This is a genomic window from Saccharopolyspora sp. NPDC003752 (genome assembly GCF_053605825.1).
Map to the genome: position 1 here is coordinate 275,404 of NZ_JBSGJZ010000003.1, position 14,108 is coordinate 289,511.

Here is a 14,108-nt window from a genome sequence, read left to right on the forward strand (position 1 = left end):
CGCAGGCTAGCCCGGGCCATCAGCTGCCCGTGACGATTCGACGGGCGGCGACTCCGGCTCCGCGCGGCGTGCGCTGCAGCGCAGAAGCGGCGGCCGCGGCGTAGCGGTCATCGGGCCGCAACGCGTTCTCTCGCATGCATGCCTCGGTGAACTTGATGACGTGCTCGTCGCCGTGCTCGACCGCCCTGGCCGCGAGTTCGCCGAAACCGGGCGTCTCGACCTCGGCGGCCAGCGTCCTCGAAGCCTCCCTCTCGTTGCGCCCGACGGAGAACGTGGTCAGCAGCGCCGCCTGCATCTTCCACAGCTCGCCCACCGACGGCAGGTGCTGCTCCGCCGGGAGGTGCGGCAGGACGAGCCGGACCGCGGCCGGTGCGGTGACGGCGTGGACCAGCGCGGGCGCCGGGACGAAGTCGGGATGGGCGAGGAAGACCCCCGCGAACTCGGCGGTCATCTCGCTCAGCAGCTGCTGCGGATCTGCCGACGCCGGGGCGCGCAACGCCGCGTCGTACCCGGGGATCTGGTCCATCCGGGCCCAGGCGCGTTGGAACTCCTCGACGTTGCGCGCCTCCGGCAGGCCCCGCCGCGGAAGGGTCGCGACCGCGTCGGACAACGCCGCCGTGCCGTCGAAGCCGACGCGTCCCGGCAGGTGCACGAAGCGGGCCGCCCAGTAGGCCATGCCCCGCGCGAGCTCGTCCAGCTGCAGGCTGCTCGGCTCGTCCACGGACGCCAGCCCGCGCACGGCGTGCGCGGTGCGGATCACGCCGTGGGTCATCCCGGCGAAGATCCCCGGCGTCAGCCTCGGCCACCACCGGGCGAGCACCGCGCGCCACGGTTCGCCCGCCAGCTCCCGCCGGAACAGCTGCTCCCAGTCCCCCACCTGCCCGAACGAGCCCAGCGCCGATCGCCACGACGACTCGTCCGCCGCGTCGATCAGGTTCGAGCCCTCCGGTGGGTCGTAGTGCTCCTGCCCGGTGCGGTACCGCTCGATCCACGGGGCGACCTCGTCGAAGTAGCCGAGCACGGCGATCGCCTCGGCGCCCATCGGCGCATGGTTCGCCAGCTCACCGCCGGTGCGCTCGAAACCGAGGTCGGCCACGCGCTCCAGCGCGCTGTTGAGGATGTCCGCGTATCGATCCACGTCCACGAGCCTTCCGCTGTGCCGTCCCGTCGCGGTCCGGCATTCGATCCGACGACGCCAACGCTATGGGCGCACGCCGCACGACCGCCTCTGTCAACCGACCTGGTTTCGCCGGCCCGCGCATCCCGGTCGGCCGGCAGAGGCGCTCGGCCGGCCGCGCTTCCTAGCGTGCGGGCCCATGGATCAGCCGAAACGGGCAGCCGGGCGGCGGGAGTGGGCGGGGCTGGCCGTGCTCGCCCTGCCGACCGCCCTGCTGGCCATCAACAACTCCGCGCTGCACCTGGCGTTGCCGACGCTGAGCGCTGACCTCGCCGCCACCGGGCCGCAATTGCTGTGGATCGTCGACGTCTACGGGTTCGTCATGGCCGCGCTGCTGATCCCGTTGGGAGCGCTCGGCGATCGGATCGGGCACCGCCGCCTGCTGCTCGCGGGCGCCGCGGCCTTCGGCACGGCCTCGCTGCTCGCCGCGTTCGCCCCCAGCGCCGAGGTGCTGGTCCTGGCGCGGGCGCTGCTCGGCGCGGCCGGCGCGACCTTGATGCCTGCGACCCTCGCGCTGCTGCGCGCCATGTTCCCGCTGCCCGAGCAGCGCACGGTCGCGATCGGCTGGTGGGTCACCAGCTTCACCGCGGGCAACGTGCTCGGTCCGGTCGCCGGCGGGCTGGTGCTGGAATTCGCCGACTGGGGCTCGGTTTTCCTGCTCGGCATCCCGGTGATGGCGCTGCTGCTGATCACCGGCCCGTTCCTGCTCCCCGCCCACCGCGACCGCGCCGGCGGCCGCCCGGACTTCGCCAGCGCACTGCTGTCGGCAGGTGCCGTGCTGGTCCTCGTCCACGGGCTCAAGGAGCTGTCGGCCGGAAGCCAGCAGCTGGTGCCTGGAACCGCGATCGCCGGCGGGCTCGTGCTCGGTTACGCCTTCATCCGCCGCCAACGCCGGTTGGCGCATCCGATGCTCGACCTGGGATTGCTGGCCGACCGCGCGTTCGCCGCTCCGCTGGTCGCGGTGACGCTCACCGTTTTCACCAACGCCGGCACCACTTTCGTCCTCGCCCAGCACCTGCAGGGTGTGCTCGCGCTGCCACCGCTGGAGGCCGCGCTCTGGCTGCTTCCGTCCACAGTGGCCGGAATCGCGCTGTCCGCCTGCTCCGCCACCTTCGCCCGCCGGTTCCGGCCATCGGTCCTGCTGATCACCGGCCTGGTCATCGCCGCCACCGGAACCGGCGTGCTCACCCAGGCCGACGGCCCGGCCGCGCTCGCGGTCCTGGTCACCGGCACGATCGTGCTCCGCGTCGGAGTGGTGCCGGTGATGATCTCGAGCACGGACGCGATCGTCGGCGCGGCGCCTCCGGAGCGCGCCGGTTCGGCCACCGCGCTCCAGGAAACCTGCGGCGAGCTCGGGCTGGCGCTCGGGGTCACCGTTCTCGGCAGCATCTGCACCGCCGTTTACCGCGTCGGGTTGGGCGGGGCGATCCCCGGCTCGGTGGCACCGGAAGCCGCCGAAGCCGCCCGCGGTGGCATCGGCGCCGCGGTCGGGCTGGCCACCCGGTTACCCGAGGAGCAGGGCGCCGAGCTGCTCGGCCAAGCCCGCCAGGCGTGGACCGATGCATTGCACGTCAGCACCGCTATCGGAGCCGTGATCCTCGCCGCGGCCGCGGTGGGGGTGTGGAGCGTCCAACGGCGCCGAGTCGGCTAGGAGTCGCCGAGGTCGCCGCAGGTGAACAAGCTGTATCGATTGTGAAATGCAGGCCACACACGTTAGTGTGATGGCCGTCATGAGGCGCCACCGTCGTCGCCGCCCCGCATTTCGCAATTCTTCCGGAGGCGATCAATGGCGCCGCCAATGCAGCACGTCGTCGACCAGGTCACCCAGCGGATCGCGGACCGCAGCTCCGCGTCCCGCGCCGCGTACCTGGAGCGCATCCGCGCGGCCGGGGCCATCGGTCCGGCGCGCACCGAGCTGCCCTGCAGCAACCTCGCGCACGGCTTCGCCGCGTGCAGCGGCCCGGACCGGCTCGCGGTGCGCGGAGCGGTCAAGCCCGGCATCGCGATCGTTTCCGCCTACAACGACATGCTCTCCGCGCACCAGCCGTACGCCGAGTACCCGGCGTGGCTGAAGGACGCGGTCCGCGAGGCCGGCGGCGTCGCGCAGTTCGCGGGCGGTGTGCCCGCCATGTGCGACGGGATCACCCAGGGCCGCACCGGCATGGAGCTGTCGCTGTTCTCCCGGGACGTCATCGCGATGGCCACCGGCGTCGCGCTCTCCCACGAGATGTTCGACGGCGCCCTGCTGCTCGGGGTGTGCGACAAGATCGTGCCGGGCTTGCTCATCGGCGCGCTGTCGTTCGGCCACCTGCCGACCGTGCTGGTGCCCGCCGGGCCGATGCCCTCCGGGCTGCCCAACCGGGAGAAGAGCCGCATCCGGCAGCTGTTCGCCGAGGGCAAAGCCAGCCGCGAGGACCTGCTGGAAGCGGAGTCGGCGTCGTACCACTCGCCCGGCACCTGCACGTTCTACGGCACCGCCAACTCCAACCAGCTCGTCGTCGAGGTCATGGGCCTGCACCTGCCGGGGTCGAGCTTCGTGCCGCCGGGCACCCCGCTGCGCAAGGCGCTCACCGAGGAGGCCGCCCGCCGCGTCGTGCAGCCCGACCGCACGCCGATCGGCGAGATCATCGACGAGCGGGCCATCGTCAACGGCGTCGTCGCGCTGCTGGCCACCGGCGGGTCGACCAACCACACGCTGCACCTGGTGGCCATCGCCGCCGCGGCCGGCATCGAGCTGACCTGGGACGACTTCTCCGACCTGTCCGCCGTCGTGCCGTCGCTGGCGAAGGTCTACCCCAACGGCTCGGCCGACATCAACCACTTCGCCGCCGCCGGAGGCGTGCAGACGCTCGTCGGCGAGCTCCTCGACGCGGGCCTGCTGCACGCGGACGTCAACACGGTCGCCGGCCCCGGGCTGGACCGCTACCGGCAGCAGCCGTTCCTGGAGGACGGCGAGCTCGTCTGGCGGGACGCGCCGGCGAAGAGCCTGGACCCGGACGTGCTGCGCGGCGTCGACGAGCCGTTCGCCCCCGACGGCGGACTGCGGGTGCTCGACGGCAACCTCGGGCGGTCGGTGATCAAGGTTTCCGCGGTCAGCGCGGAACACCGCGCCGTCACCGCCCCGGCCCGGGTCTTCGACGACCAGCACGGCTTCACGGCCGCGTTCCAGGCCGGGGAGCTGGACCACGACGTCGTGGTGGTGATCCGCAACCAGGGTCCGCAGGCCAACGGGATGCCGGAGCTGCACGGGCTGACGCCCGCGCTGGGCGTGCTGATGGACCGCGGCCACCAGGTCGCGCTGGTCACCGACGGCCGGATGTCCGGCGCCTCCGGCAAGATCCCGGCGGCGATCCAGCTGACCCCGGAGGCCAGCGCGGGTGGGCCGCTGGCCCGCGTCCGCGACGGCGACGTGGTCCGGCTCGACGCCGACCGCGGCACCCTGGAGGTGCTGGTGCCCGACGACGAACTCGCCGCGCGCGACAACGCACCGGCCGCGCCCGGGACGCAGTACGGCACCGGCCGGGAGCTGTTCGCGGCGTTCCGGCAAGCCGTGGGGCGGGCCGATCGCGGTGCCAGCGTGTTCGCGCCGCCGACGGCGCAGCCCGCCGACGTGACAGCATGACAGCGCTGGTCAGGACCCGTGAGCACTTCGAGCTGCTATGGCGACACGAAGTACGCACGGGTCCCCGGCGGAACGTCACACGCACTAGGAACGGATGAACCACCCATGAACACTGCAGCCGACGTGCTGGAACTCGCGCCCGTGGTGCCGGTCGTGGCGTTGGACGACGTCGCGCACGCGGTGCCGCTGGCCGAGGCGCTGCTGCGCGGCGGGATCCGCACCATCGAGGTCACCTTGCGCACCCCTGCCGGGCTGCCCGCGATCGAGCGCATCGCCGCCGAGGTGCCCGAGATGGTCGCCGGGGCCGGCACGATCACCGAACCCGGGCAGGCCAAGCGGGCCGCCGACGCCGGCGCCCGCTACCTCGTCACGCCGGGCACCACGGACCGGCTGCTCGACGACGTCGAGGCATCCGGGGTGCCGTTCCTGGCCGGCGCGAGCACCGTGTCGGAGGCGATGCGGCTGGCCGAGCGCGGGGCGACGGCGATGAAGTTCTTCCCCGCCGAGCCCAGCGGCGGCGTGCCGTTCCTCAAGGCGATCGCCGGGCCGTTGCCGGACCTGCGGTTCTGCCCGACCGGCGGGATCAGCCCGCAGACCGCGCCGAACTACCTCGCGCTGCCCAACGTGGGCTGCGTGGGCGGCTCGTGGCTGGCGCCGAAGGACGTGCTGGCCGCCGGCGACTGGGCGCAGATCGAGCAGCTCGCCCGCGACGCGGCCGCGCTGCGCCCCTAGCCGGGTCCAGGCCGCTGCGGGCGGATGGCGCGAACGGCCTGTTCACCTCGTCCATCGAGGTGAACAGGCCGTTCACTTCAAGCCGCGCGGCGAGGCGCACAGCCTCCGCAGGCACGAGGCGAGTTGTGAACAGCCGCTGCAGCAGTCCGAAAAATCTCACGGCCTCCGTCAAACGCGGTAACCGGCGCCCCGCAGCGACTGGTTCCGCCTCCGCCTGTGCCGTCCGTAGCGTGATGCCGGTCAATATCCGTCGACCAGTTGGCGGTCAGGTGCGATGGACGGAACACGCCCGGCTCGCAGAGGCTTGAGCAGAATCCTCGCCTGCGCCAGCGCCACCCTGCTGGCCGTTTTCCTCGGCATGCCAGGCGATGCCGACGCCCAGACACCGCACACCGTGGTCACCTTCACCGTGGACGACGGGAGCGTCTCGCAGACCTCCGGTGCCCGGATCCTCAGCAAGCACGGGATGCGCGGCACCTTCTACGTCGTGTCCGGATCGATCGGCACTCGCGGCTACCTGAGCCTCGACGACCTGCGCGCGCTCGCCGCGGCCGGGCACGAGATCGGCGGGCACACCGTCAACCACCCCGACCTCGCCGAGGACGCACCGGACGAAGCCCGCCGGGAGATCTGCCAGGACCGGGCCAACCTCGTCGGCTGGGGCTTCCGGCCCACCTCGTTCGCCTACCCGTACGGCAGCTTCAGCCGCGAGGCCGAGCAGGCGGCCGCGGACTGCGGTTACAACAGCGCGCGGGTCACCGGCAGCCTCCGGACCAAGAACAGCTGCTCGGACTGCGCCCCGGCCGAGTCGATACCGCCGGTGAACCCGCTGGTGGTGCGCGGCACCGACACCGTCACCCCCGACTGGACGCTGGCGGACCTGCAGCAGGTGGTGCTGCGGGCCGAAGCCTCCGGCGGCGGCTGGGTTCCGCTGGTGCTGCACCAGACCTGCGACTTCTGCGGGTCGCTGTCGATCAGCCCGGCCGTGCTGGACCAGTTCGCGTCCTGGCTGGCGCAGCGGCAGGCGAACGGCACGGTGGTGCGCACGGTCGACCAGGTGATCGGCGGCGGGTTCCGCCCGCTGGTCCACCCGCCGACGCCCGCGCCGCGCGACGGGCTGGTCAACGCGTCGCTGGAAGAGCCGGGACCGCGCGGCTGGGTGCAGAGCAGCTGGGGCCAGAACAATCCACAATGGACTCGCATCGCCGACGCGCACGACGGGCACTGGGCGCAGCGGCTGGACATCACCGAATACGCCAGCGGCGAGGCGAAACTCCTGCAGCAGCTCGACATGGGCGAGGCCGCGCCGGCCGCGCACCCGAACAACACCTACGAGCTCAGCACCTGGTACAAGTCGACCGCGCCCACCCAGCTCGCCGTCTACCGCCGCGATCAGGACGGCATCTGGCGCTACTGGACGACCAGCCCGTGGTTCGCCGCCTCGGCGAACTGGGCGTCCGCGGCGTGGACGACACCGGCGGCCCCGGACGGCACGACCGGGCTGAGCTTCGGGCTCACCCTGACCCGCGCCGGTTCGCTGACCACGGACGACTACCGGCTGCAGGAGAACGTCAGGCCGAAGGCCGAGGCCGTCTGCGCCCGCCTGCCGTGGACCTACCTGTTGAGATGGCTCTGCTGACGGGGAGCGCGATCGTGGTCGTCGTCCTGATCGCGGCGGCCTGCGGCGGAGACGCGGCAGAACCGGGCGGCCGGGCGTATCCGCCGCACACCGGCATCGTGGCCACCACGTTCTGGGTCGGTGAGGTGCTCGACCCTGGCTCGCCGGACGGCAGCCAGCGGTTGTCGGCCTACGACGCCGACTGGCTGGCGAGTTACGGCGGTTGCGACGGCGTGGAGCGGGACGGCCGGTGCGACACCGAACGGCGCACCGCCGCCAACGACTTCTTCCCCACCAGGATGACGCCGCGGCAGAACCCGTTCTACCTGGATCTTCCCTTCGACGACCGCAACGATCCGGCCGCGTTCGAGCGGCGCGGCCGAGTGGTGCCCTGGGCCGGCGATCCGGGCTACGCGGGCCGCGCCGCGGACCGCTCCAGCAGCTTCATGAAGAACCGCTGGGTTCGGATCCAGCACGGCGCCGCGGTCTGCTTCGGGCAGATCGAGGACGCCGGGCCGGGCGAGTACGACGATGCGGCCTACGTGTTCGGCACCGACGACCGCCGACCCGCCAACACCCGGTTCAACGGCGCGGGCATGGACGTCTCGCCCGCGCTGAACGGCTGCCTCGGCCTGCGCGAGCTCGATGGGCAGCACGACGTCGTCGACTGGCGGTTCGTCGACGACGTCGACGTGCCGCCGGGGCCGTGGACCCGGATCGTCACGACGAGCCCGCCGTCGGCCTGGTGAGGATCAGGCGGCGATGGTGGTCAGCGCCTCGGGAATCGAGTCCACCACGGGGAATCCGGACGTCTCCAGCGCCGCCCGGCTCATCACACCGGTGGTCACCAGGACGCAATTGGTGCCGGCCTGCTCCGCCGCGTGCGCGTCGTCCAGCACGTCGCCGATGAGCACCACGTCGCGCGCGTCGATCTCCTGCGCCGCGAGGTGGCGGCGCAGGTGCTCGGCCTTGGACCCGCCGCCGATGTCGTCGCGGAGCCCGTCGACGCGCTCGAAGAGCGGGTGCAGGCCCATATCGGTCACCAGCGGGACCAGTTCGTCGTGGAACCACATCGAAAGCAGCGACTGGGTGCGTCCGGCGGACGCCCAGTCCTCCAGGGCGTGCGGAACGCCCTGAGCGAGTCCGCAGGTGTGCAGCAGTTCCCGGTATGCCTCGTGGTAGAGCACGTCGATGCGCGCCCAGTCCTGTTCGCCGAGCGATCGCCGCAGCAGCCGCTCGTAGCACTGCAGCAGCGGGCGGCTGAACACCGACCGCCACTCGTCGATGTCGATGTGCTCGCGGTCGTAGGCAGTGCAGACCGCGTTCACCGCCGCCACCACTGCGTCGTTGTCCGCGAGGAGCGTGCCGTTCCAGTCCCACACGATGTGCCGCACGTCGGCGAAGGTCGTCATGGCTGGCGACTCTACGAGCCGGCGGCGACATTCCGGTACCGTCGTCCCATTCTGAGAGGCGGCCCACACGCGACCCGCCGGCTGGATCACACCCCGCCCGTACCGACCTCGGCCATGACCTCCAGCAGCAGGTCGGCATCGGCCCGGACGCCGGGATCGGGGTCCCGCTCGCGCAGCGAGCCCAGCATCGGCTTGTACCGGACGGACGGCGTGCGGCTCATCGCGCAGACCGCCGCTTTCCTGATATCGGCGGCGCGCCATCGCGCACCGGCCGCTCGGCAGGTCTGCTCGCTCAGCGGGCGGACGACGCCGCGACGCTGTCGGTCAGGGAGATTCGAGGTCCGGGTCCGGAGCGTCGTCGCCGGAGCGCTCGATCTCCTCCCGCACCACGCGGAAGGCGAGACCTTCGGAATAACCCTTGCGGGCCAGCATCCCGACGAGGCGGCGCATCTTGGTCGCGTGGTCCAGGTTCGCCATCGCCCGGAGCTTGCGCTGGACCAGCTCTCGCGCCCGCTTCGCCTCCGCGTCGACATCCACAGTGGACAACGCCGCGTCGACCAGGTGCTCGTCGACGCCCTTGCGGCGCAGCTCGAAGCCCAGCGCCTTGCGCCCCAGCCCCTGGTACCGCTGCCGCGAATGCACCCACTCCTCGGCGAACGAGGCGTCGTCGACCAGGCCCGCGTCGACGAACTTCTGCAGCACGGCGTCGGCGACTTCCTCGTCGATCTCCTTGCTCAGCAAGGCCTTTCGCAGCTCCGAGCGACTGCGCGCGCGGGCCGCGAGCAGCCGGTACACCGTGTCCCGGGCCAGCTGCTCCGGATCGTCCGGCTTGCGCCGCGACTTCTCGTCGGCCGCGGCTTCCGGCGGGGCGTCGCCGGAAGAGCGGCGCCGCGCACCGCTCCCCCGACGCGTACCGTCACCGTTCATCTGCACCCAATGTCCAAGAGGCGATCAGCAGGTGGTCGGCCGGATCAGAAGTCCACCGGCGCCGGCTCGGCGTTCTCCGCGTCCAGCGTCGCGCCGATGCCGAGCTTCTCCTTGATCCGCTTCTCGATCTCGTTGGCGATGTCCGGGTTCTCCCGCATGAACTTGCGGGCGTTCTCCTTGCCCTGGCCGAGCTGATCGCCCTCGTAGGTGTACCAGGCACCGGACTTGCGGATGATGCCCTGCTCGACGCCCATGTCGATCAGCGAGCCCTCGCGGCTGATGCCGATGCCGTAGATGATGTCGAACTCGGCCTGCTTGAACGGCGGGGCGACCTTGTTCTTCACCACCTTGACCCGGGTCCGGTTGCCGACCGCGTCCGAGCCGTCCTTCAGCGTCTCGATCCGCCGCACGTCCAGGCGCACCGACGAGTAGAACTTCAGCGCCTTACCACCGGTGGTGGTCTCCGGCGAGCCGAACATCACGCCGACCTTCTCGCGGAGCTGGTTGATGAAGATCGCGGTGGTCTTGGCGTTGTAGAGCGCGGAGGTCAGCTTGCGCAGCGCCTGGCTCATCAGCCGGGCCTGCAGACCCACGTGGCTGTCGCCCATCTCGCCCTCGATCTCGGCGCGCGGCACCAGCGCGGCCACCGAGTCGATGACGATGATGTCCAGCGCGCCGGAGCGGATCAGCATGTCCGCGATCTCCAGCGCCTGCTCACCGGTGTCCGGCTGGGACACCAGCAGCGCGTCGGTGTCCACCCCGATCGCCTTGGCGTACTCCGGGTCCAGCGCGTGCTCGGCGTCGATGAACGCCGCGGTGCCGCCCAGCTTCTGCGCGTTGGCCACGGCGTGCAGCGCGACGGAGGTCTTACCGCTGCTCTCCGGGCCGTAGATCTCCACGATGCGGCCTCGCGGCAGACCGCCGATCCCCAGCGCGACGTCCAGCGAGATGGAACCGGTCGGGATGACCTCGATCGGTGCGCGCGACTCGTCGCCGAGCCGCATGACCGACCCTTTGCCGTACTGCTTGTCGATCTGGGCGAGCGCGAGCTCCAGCGCCTTGCCCTTGTCCGGTGTCGCTGCCATCGGGGGTCCACCTCGGTCGAGTCGAACTTCGTCGTCGTGTGTCAGATCAGACGCTACGGGCAGGGACCGACAATTCCGTCGCGGGGTGCGTCGGCGGTCCGATCCCACGCGCCCCATCTTAGACGAACGGATGTTCGATCAACTTCCCGACACGCCAGCGATGTCACCCGACCGTGTGACAGTGCGATCACCGTGTTCGAGGCGGACACTCGGAAGACCAACTGGCGAACCGGCCGCCCGGGCTCCGAGGAGGTGCCGACCATGCGAATGGACCGCTACCTGCCACCAGACCACCCACTGAGCCGGTTCTACCGGGTCGCGGCGGCCATCTTCGGCGCGTTCCTGCTGGCCTTCGGCGTGCTCGGACTGGCCAACCAGGTGCCGCTGTTCACCACCAGCGGCACCGACATCATCGGCCTGTCCAGCAACGGCCTGCTGGCCGTGGTCTCGGTGGTGGTCGGCGCGCTCCTGGTCGGCGCCGCCGCCTGGGGCGGACCGGTCGCCTCCACCACCACCGCCGCGGTCGGCGTGCTGTTCTTCCTGTCCGGGCTGATCAACCTGGGCCTGCTGAACACGCCCTGGAACGTGTTCGCCTTCAAGCTGCAGAACGTGGTGTTCAGCCTGATCGCGGGCATGCTGCTGATGTTCTTCGGGTTCTACGGCCGGGTCAGCGGCGGACTGCCGCAGGACAACCCCTACGTCCGCTACCGGCACCACGAACCGCCCGCCGAGGAGGTCCCCGAGCAGCGGCTCGCCGACGAGCGGCGGATCGCCGAGATCGAACCGCTCTGCAAGGCCGAGAAGGCCGTGGCCGACGGCCACCCCACGCCGGAGCAGAACCGGCTGGTGCAGGCCGAGACGTGGCGGCACATGCAGGAGGAGCGGCGCCGCGCCTACCAGCACTACCTGGAAGCCGGGCGCAGCGCCGAGCAGCAGATCAGCGCGCAGAACCTGTGGGCCGACTTCGAAGTCCCGGAACGCCGGCCCGCGGAGCCCCGCACCGCGGAGCGCACGGAGGAAGCGGGGTCCTAGGTCGTGGTTCATAAGCGTCGGTAGCCGCTTGCTGTGTGGGACTCAACTCGCACCGCCGCGGGTTCACGGTGCCCACTCCTCTGGAGTTCTCCCAGCGAGGACAGCCACGACGAGCGAGGGGGCAGCGGTGATTCCAGCAGGGGGCCGCCACCCGCACTGCTACGCAAACCAGTTTCGAAACACTCCCTAGCGCCGTTCGGCGGGCACCTCGAAGGACTCGCAGACCGCCTGCCAGACCTCCTTGGTCGACAGCCCGGCCTCGAGCGCCTGGTCGACGGTCCGCCCGCCGAGGGACGAGAACACGTGGTCCTGGGCCAGCATCTCGGCGCGGACCCGGCCGAATTCGTCGGCCATGCGTTGGCGGAAAGCAGTGTGGCGCATCGCCCGCCAGCCTACGCGGCGCCCGTACCCTGGTGGTGTGCTGCTCTTGCTGCAGGCCGATCCGACCGGCTTGTCGACGCCGCTGGGCCAGGTGGTGATCGGCGCCGGATTGCTGGCGGTCGTCGTGCTCGCGGTGCGCTTCCTGTGGGAGCACCGCAACCGGCGCTGAATCAGGCCGTGCCCGGCTGGACCGACTTCTCGAACTCGTCGGCCAGCTTGTTCGGGTCGAGCTGCTTGTCGCCGTTGGGCTTGAGCACCATGCCGACCAGCGGGCGGTCGTCGACCGTGAACACCAGGGTGCCGAAGGTGTCGCTGGTGACCGCGCGGTAGGTGCCGGACAGGCCGTTGCCGCTCCACTCCGCCTCGACCTGGTCGCTGGTCACGCCGTTGAACTCCAGCAGCAGGTCGGCGCGCCGCTGCGCGGCCTCCATCGTGTCCAGCTGGGTGTAGACGATCTGGGTGCCCTCGTTGGGGTTGCCGATCGAGCAGGACACCACGGTGCCGTCGAGCTCCCGCAGGCCGGGCATGATCCGCTGCCAGCCCGGCGCGCAGTTGGCGTGCTCCGGAACGGTGCCGGCGAGGTTGCCCAGGCAGGCGGTGAAGCCCTCGGCGTTGACGGTGCCGGGCTGGAAGCAATCCGCCGCGCTGGGCGCGCTGGAGCCGTTGGTGGCGCGGAACACGATCGCCACGATCGCGACGATCACCGCGACGGTCGCGACCGCGCCGAGGCCGATCAGCATGTTGCGGTTGCGCCGGGACACGTCCGCGGACGGCTGCGGGTGGGGCTGCTGCTGGGGCGGCGCGACGGGGTACGTGCGGACCGTGTCGGGCTCCCGGTACGGCGCCTGCTGCTGGCCGGTCTGCGGGATGGCGAACGGGCCCGACTGCGGGCTGGACCGGATGTCCTGGGTCCACATCGCGGCACCGTCGCGGGACACGTGGTGCGCCCCGAGCGCGACGGCGGTCTCCGGCTGGTCGAGCGTCGTCGGCACGATCCGCAGCTGTTCGCCGATCAGGCTGGCGACCAGCGGCAACCGGCTGGAACCGCCCACCAGGTACACGCCGGCGAGGCGCTCCGGGTTCATCGCGTTGGAGCGCAGCACGGCGGCCAGCAGCTCGACGCTGCGCAGCATGCTCGGCCGCACCAGCGCTTCCAGCTCCGCGCGGGTGACCAGCACGTCCTCGAAGGGCTCCGGCATCGGCACCTCGGTCTGCGGGTGCCGGGAGAGCGCTTCCTTCGCGGCGCGGACGTCTTCGCGCAGGGCGCGCTGGGCCCGCCGGTCGCCGGTGCTCTCCGGGCGCAGCAGCCGCTGCCAGCGCTGCGGGTCCTTGTTGGAGACCTGCCGCCCGACGTGCTCCAGCAGCGCTTGATCGACGTCCAACCCGCCGAGATCGGCCAGGCCGTCCTCGGCCAGCACCGCGAAGCCGTTCTGCGTGGCGCCGACGATCGCGCAGTCGAAGGTACCCGCGCCCAGGTCGTAGACGGCGAGCGCCTGGCCGGCGCCGAGGGTCCGGTCCGGGAAGGACGCGAAGTGCGCGGCCGCGGCCACCGGTTCCGGGATCAGCACCAGGTTGCAGGTGAAACCGGCCAACCGGGCGGCGGACAGCAGCACGTTGCGGCGGACCGTGCCCCACTGCGCGGGGTGGGTCAGCCGGACCTCGTCGGGCTGGGCGCCGCCGAGCTGCCGGGTGGTCTCCTCGGCGACCCGGTGCAGCACCGCGGCCAGCGCGTCGGTGACGGTGATGACGTTGTCGCCCAGCAGCAGGGTGCTCTCGTCGACCCGGCGCTTCGGGTTCGGCTCGAACCGGGACGGGTCGAGCCGGGCGCGGCGTTCGGCGTCCCGGCCGACGATGATCCCGCCGTCCTCGGTGGCGAACACCGCGGACGGCATGGTCGCAGAGCCGTCGACCTCGACCACCCGCGGCGGCCTGCCGTGCGCCGACAGGACCGCGACGGTGTTCGAGGTGCCGAGATCCACTGACAGGACGCGCACCCGTCCCCCTCCCACGCTGAAGCTTCCGGGCTCGAATGCTGCCACGCGAGCGGCGGCGGGAAGCACCGATCCCCCGCATTCGTGCCGAATCACATCCCGGCAGGCCCTTGTGGACGGTCGGCCGGTGC

Annotated in this window: 14 protein-coding genes; 7 read left to right on the top strand and 7 right to left on the bottom strand. The window is 71.6% G+C overall.

The genetic code is table 11. The features are described 5' to 3' along the window. Positions 1–19: 19 nt before the first annotated feature. Positions 20–1,144 (bottom strand): questin oxidase family protein, encoded by a 1,125-nt coding sequence (locus tag ACWEV3_RS06475; protein ID WP_452612888.1) that lies wholly within the window; start codon positions 1,142–1,144, stop codon positions 20–22. A 172-nt stretch (positions 1,145–1,316) separates the two neighbouring features. On the opposite strand from ACWEV3_RS06475, the gene ACWEV3_RS06480 reads away from it, so the two are divergent. The 5 genes from ACWEV3_RS06480 to ACWEV3_RS06500 all read left to right on the top strand — a co-directional run bounded on the left by ACWEV3_RS06480 (position 1,317) and on the right by ACWEV3_RS06500 (position 7,898). Next, positions 1,317–2,828, top strand: coding sequence for an MFS transporter (locus ACWEV3_RS06480; protein ID WP_452612889.1), 1,512 nt, complete (start codon positions 1,317–1,319; stop codon positions 2,826–2,828). 135 nt (positions 2,829–2,963) lie between these two features. Next, a complete protein-coding gene (edd, locus tag ACWEV3_RS06485; RefSeq protein ID WP_452612890.1) occupies positions 2,964–4,799 on the top strand; it encodes a phosphogluconate dehydratase in 1,836 nt (611 codons plus the stop codon). Between the two features lie 105 nt (positions 4,800–4,904). Further along, positions 4,905–5,531, top strand: a complete 627-nt coding sequence (gene eda, locus ACWEV3_RS06490) for a bifunctional 4-hydroxy-2-oxoglutarate aldolase/2-dehydro-3-deoxy-phosphogluconate aldolase (RefSeq protein ID WP_132482845.1) — start codon at positions 4,905–4,907, stop codon at positions 5,529–5,531. A 304-nt stretch (positions 5,532–5,835) separates the two neighbouring features. Beyond that, positions 5,836–7,170, top strand: coding sequence for a polysaccharide deacetylase family protein (locus tag ACWEV3_RS06495; protein ID WP_452612891.1), 1,335 nt, complete (start codon positions 5,836–5,838; stop codon positions 7,168–7,170). After that, positions 7,158–7,898 (top strand): hypothetical protein, encoded by a 741-nt coding sequence (locus ACWEV3_RS06500; RefSeq protein WP_452612892.1) that lies wholly within the window; start codon positions 7,158–7,160, stop codon positions 7,896–7,898. Before ACWEV3_RS06495 ends, ACWEV3_RS06500 begins: the two co-directional genes overlap by 13 nt. Positions 7,899–7,901: 3 nt before the next feature. Here the strand turns inward: ACWEV3_RS06500 and ACWEV3_RS06505 are convergent, their stop codons facing one another. The 4 genes from ACWEV3_RS06505 to recA all read right to left on the bottom strand — a co-directional run bounded on the left by ACWEV3_RS06505 (position 7,902) and on the right by recA (position 10,573). Further along, positions 7,902–8,561, bottom strand: coding sequence for an HAD family hydrolase (locus ACWEV3_RS06505; RefSeq protein WP_452612893.1), 660 nt, complete (start codon positions 8,559–8,561; stop codon positions 7,902–7,904). An 86-nt stretch (positions 8,562–8,647) separates the two neighbouring features. Continuing rightward, a complete protein-coding gene (locus tag ACWEV3_RS06510) occupies positions 8,648–8,782 on the bottom strand; it encodes a hypothetical protein (protein WP_452612894.1) in 135 nt (44 codons plus the stop codon). Between the two features lie 103 nt (positions 8,783–8,885). After that, positions 8,886–9,494, bottom strand: coding sequence for a regulatory protein RecX (locus ACWEV3_RS06515; RefSeq protein WP_452612895.1), 609 nt, complete (start codon positions 9,492–9,494; stop codon positions 8,886–8,888). 38 nt (positions 9,495–9,532) lie between these two features. Further along, a complete protein-coding gene (recA, locus tag ACWEV3_RS06520; protein WP_358570265.1) occupies positions 9,533–10,573 on the bottom strand; it encodes a recombinase RecA in 1,041 nt (346 codons plus the stop codon). Between the two features lie 261 nt (positions 10,574–10,834). Between recA and ACWEV3_RS06525 the strand changes: the two genes are divergently transcribed. Then, positions 10,835–11,605, top strand: coding sequence for a DUF4383 domain-containing protein (locus ACWEV3_RS06525; protein ID WP_452612896.1), 771 nt, complete (start codon positions 10,835–10,837; stop codon positions 11,603–11,605). A 186-nt stretch (positions 11,606–11,791) separates the two neighbouring features. On the opposite strand, the gene ACWEV3_RS06530 is transcribed toward ACWEV3_RS06525, so the two are convergent. Further along, positions 11,792–11,986 carry a DUF3046 domain-containing protein gene (locus tag ACWEV3_RS06530; protein WP_358570271.1) on the bottom strand — a complete coding sequence of 65 codons (195 nt, stop codon included), beginning with the start codon at positions 11,984–11,986 and terminating at the stop codon, positions 11,792–11,794. A 37-nt stretch (positions 11,987–12,023) separates the two neighbouring features. Here ACWEV3_RS06530 and ACWEV3_RS06535 point away from each other — a divergent pair, with 37 nt between their 5' ends. Further along, positions 12,024–12,155 (top strand): hypothetical protein, encoded by a 132-nt coding sequence (locus tag ACWEV3_RS06535; RefSeq protein WP_281247390.1) that lies wholly within the window; start codon positions 12,024–12,026, stop codon positions 12,153–12,155. Between the two features lies 1 nt (position 12,156). On the opposite strand, the gene ACWEV3_RS06540 is transcribed toward ACWEV3_RS06535, so the two are convergent. Then, entirely contained in the window at positions 12,157–13,980 is a 1,824-nt protein-coding gene (locus ACWEV3_RS06540) for an Hsp70 family protein (protein WP_452612897.1), read from the bottom strand. Positions 13,981–14,108: the final 128 nt, after the last annotated feature.

Excerpts from the sequence above, each read along its gene's own strand:
- ACWEV3_RS06530 (WP_358570271.1), bottom strand. The coding sequence starts at position 11,986 with ATGCGCCACACTGCTTTCCGCCAACGCATGGCCGACGAATTCGGCCGG.
- ACWEV3_RS06525 (WP_452612896.1), top strand. The coding sequence starts at position 10,835 with ATGCGAATGGACCGCTACCTGCCACCAGACCACCCACTGAGCCGGTTC.
- ACWEV3_RS06510 (WP_452612894.1), bottom strand. The coding sequence starts at position 8,782 with ATGAGCCGCACGCCGTCCGTCCGGTACAAGCCGATGCTGGGCTCGCTG.
- eda (WP_132482845.1), top strand. The coding sequence starts at position 4,905 with ATGAACACTGCAGCCGACGTGCTGGAACTCGCGCCCGTGGTGCCGGTC.
- ACWEV3_RS06505 (WP_452612893.1), bottom strand. The coding sequence starts at position 8,561 with ATGACGACCTTCGCCGACGTGCGGCACATCGTGTGGGACTGGAACGGC.
- edd (WP_452612890.1), top strand. The coding sequence starts at position 2,964 with ATGGCGCCGCCAATGCAGCACGTCGTCGACCAGGTCACCCAGCGGATC.
- ACWEV3_RS06480 (WP_452612889.1), top strand. The coding sequence starts at position 1,317 with ATGGATCAGCCGAAACGGGCAGCCGGGCGGCGGGAGTGGGCGGGGCTG.
- recA (WP_358570265.1), bottom strand. The coding sequence starts at position 10,573 with ATGGCAGCGACACCGGACAAGGGCAAGGCGCTGGAGCTCGCGCTCGCC.
- ACWEV3_RS06500 (WP_452612892.1), top strand. The coding sequence starts at position 7,158 with ATGGCTCTGCTGACGGGGAGCGCGATCGTGGTCGTCGTCCTGATCGCG.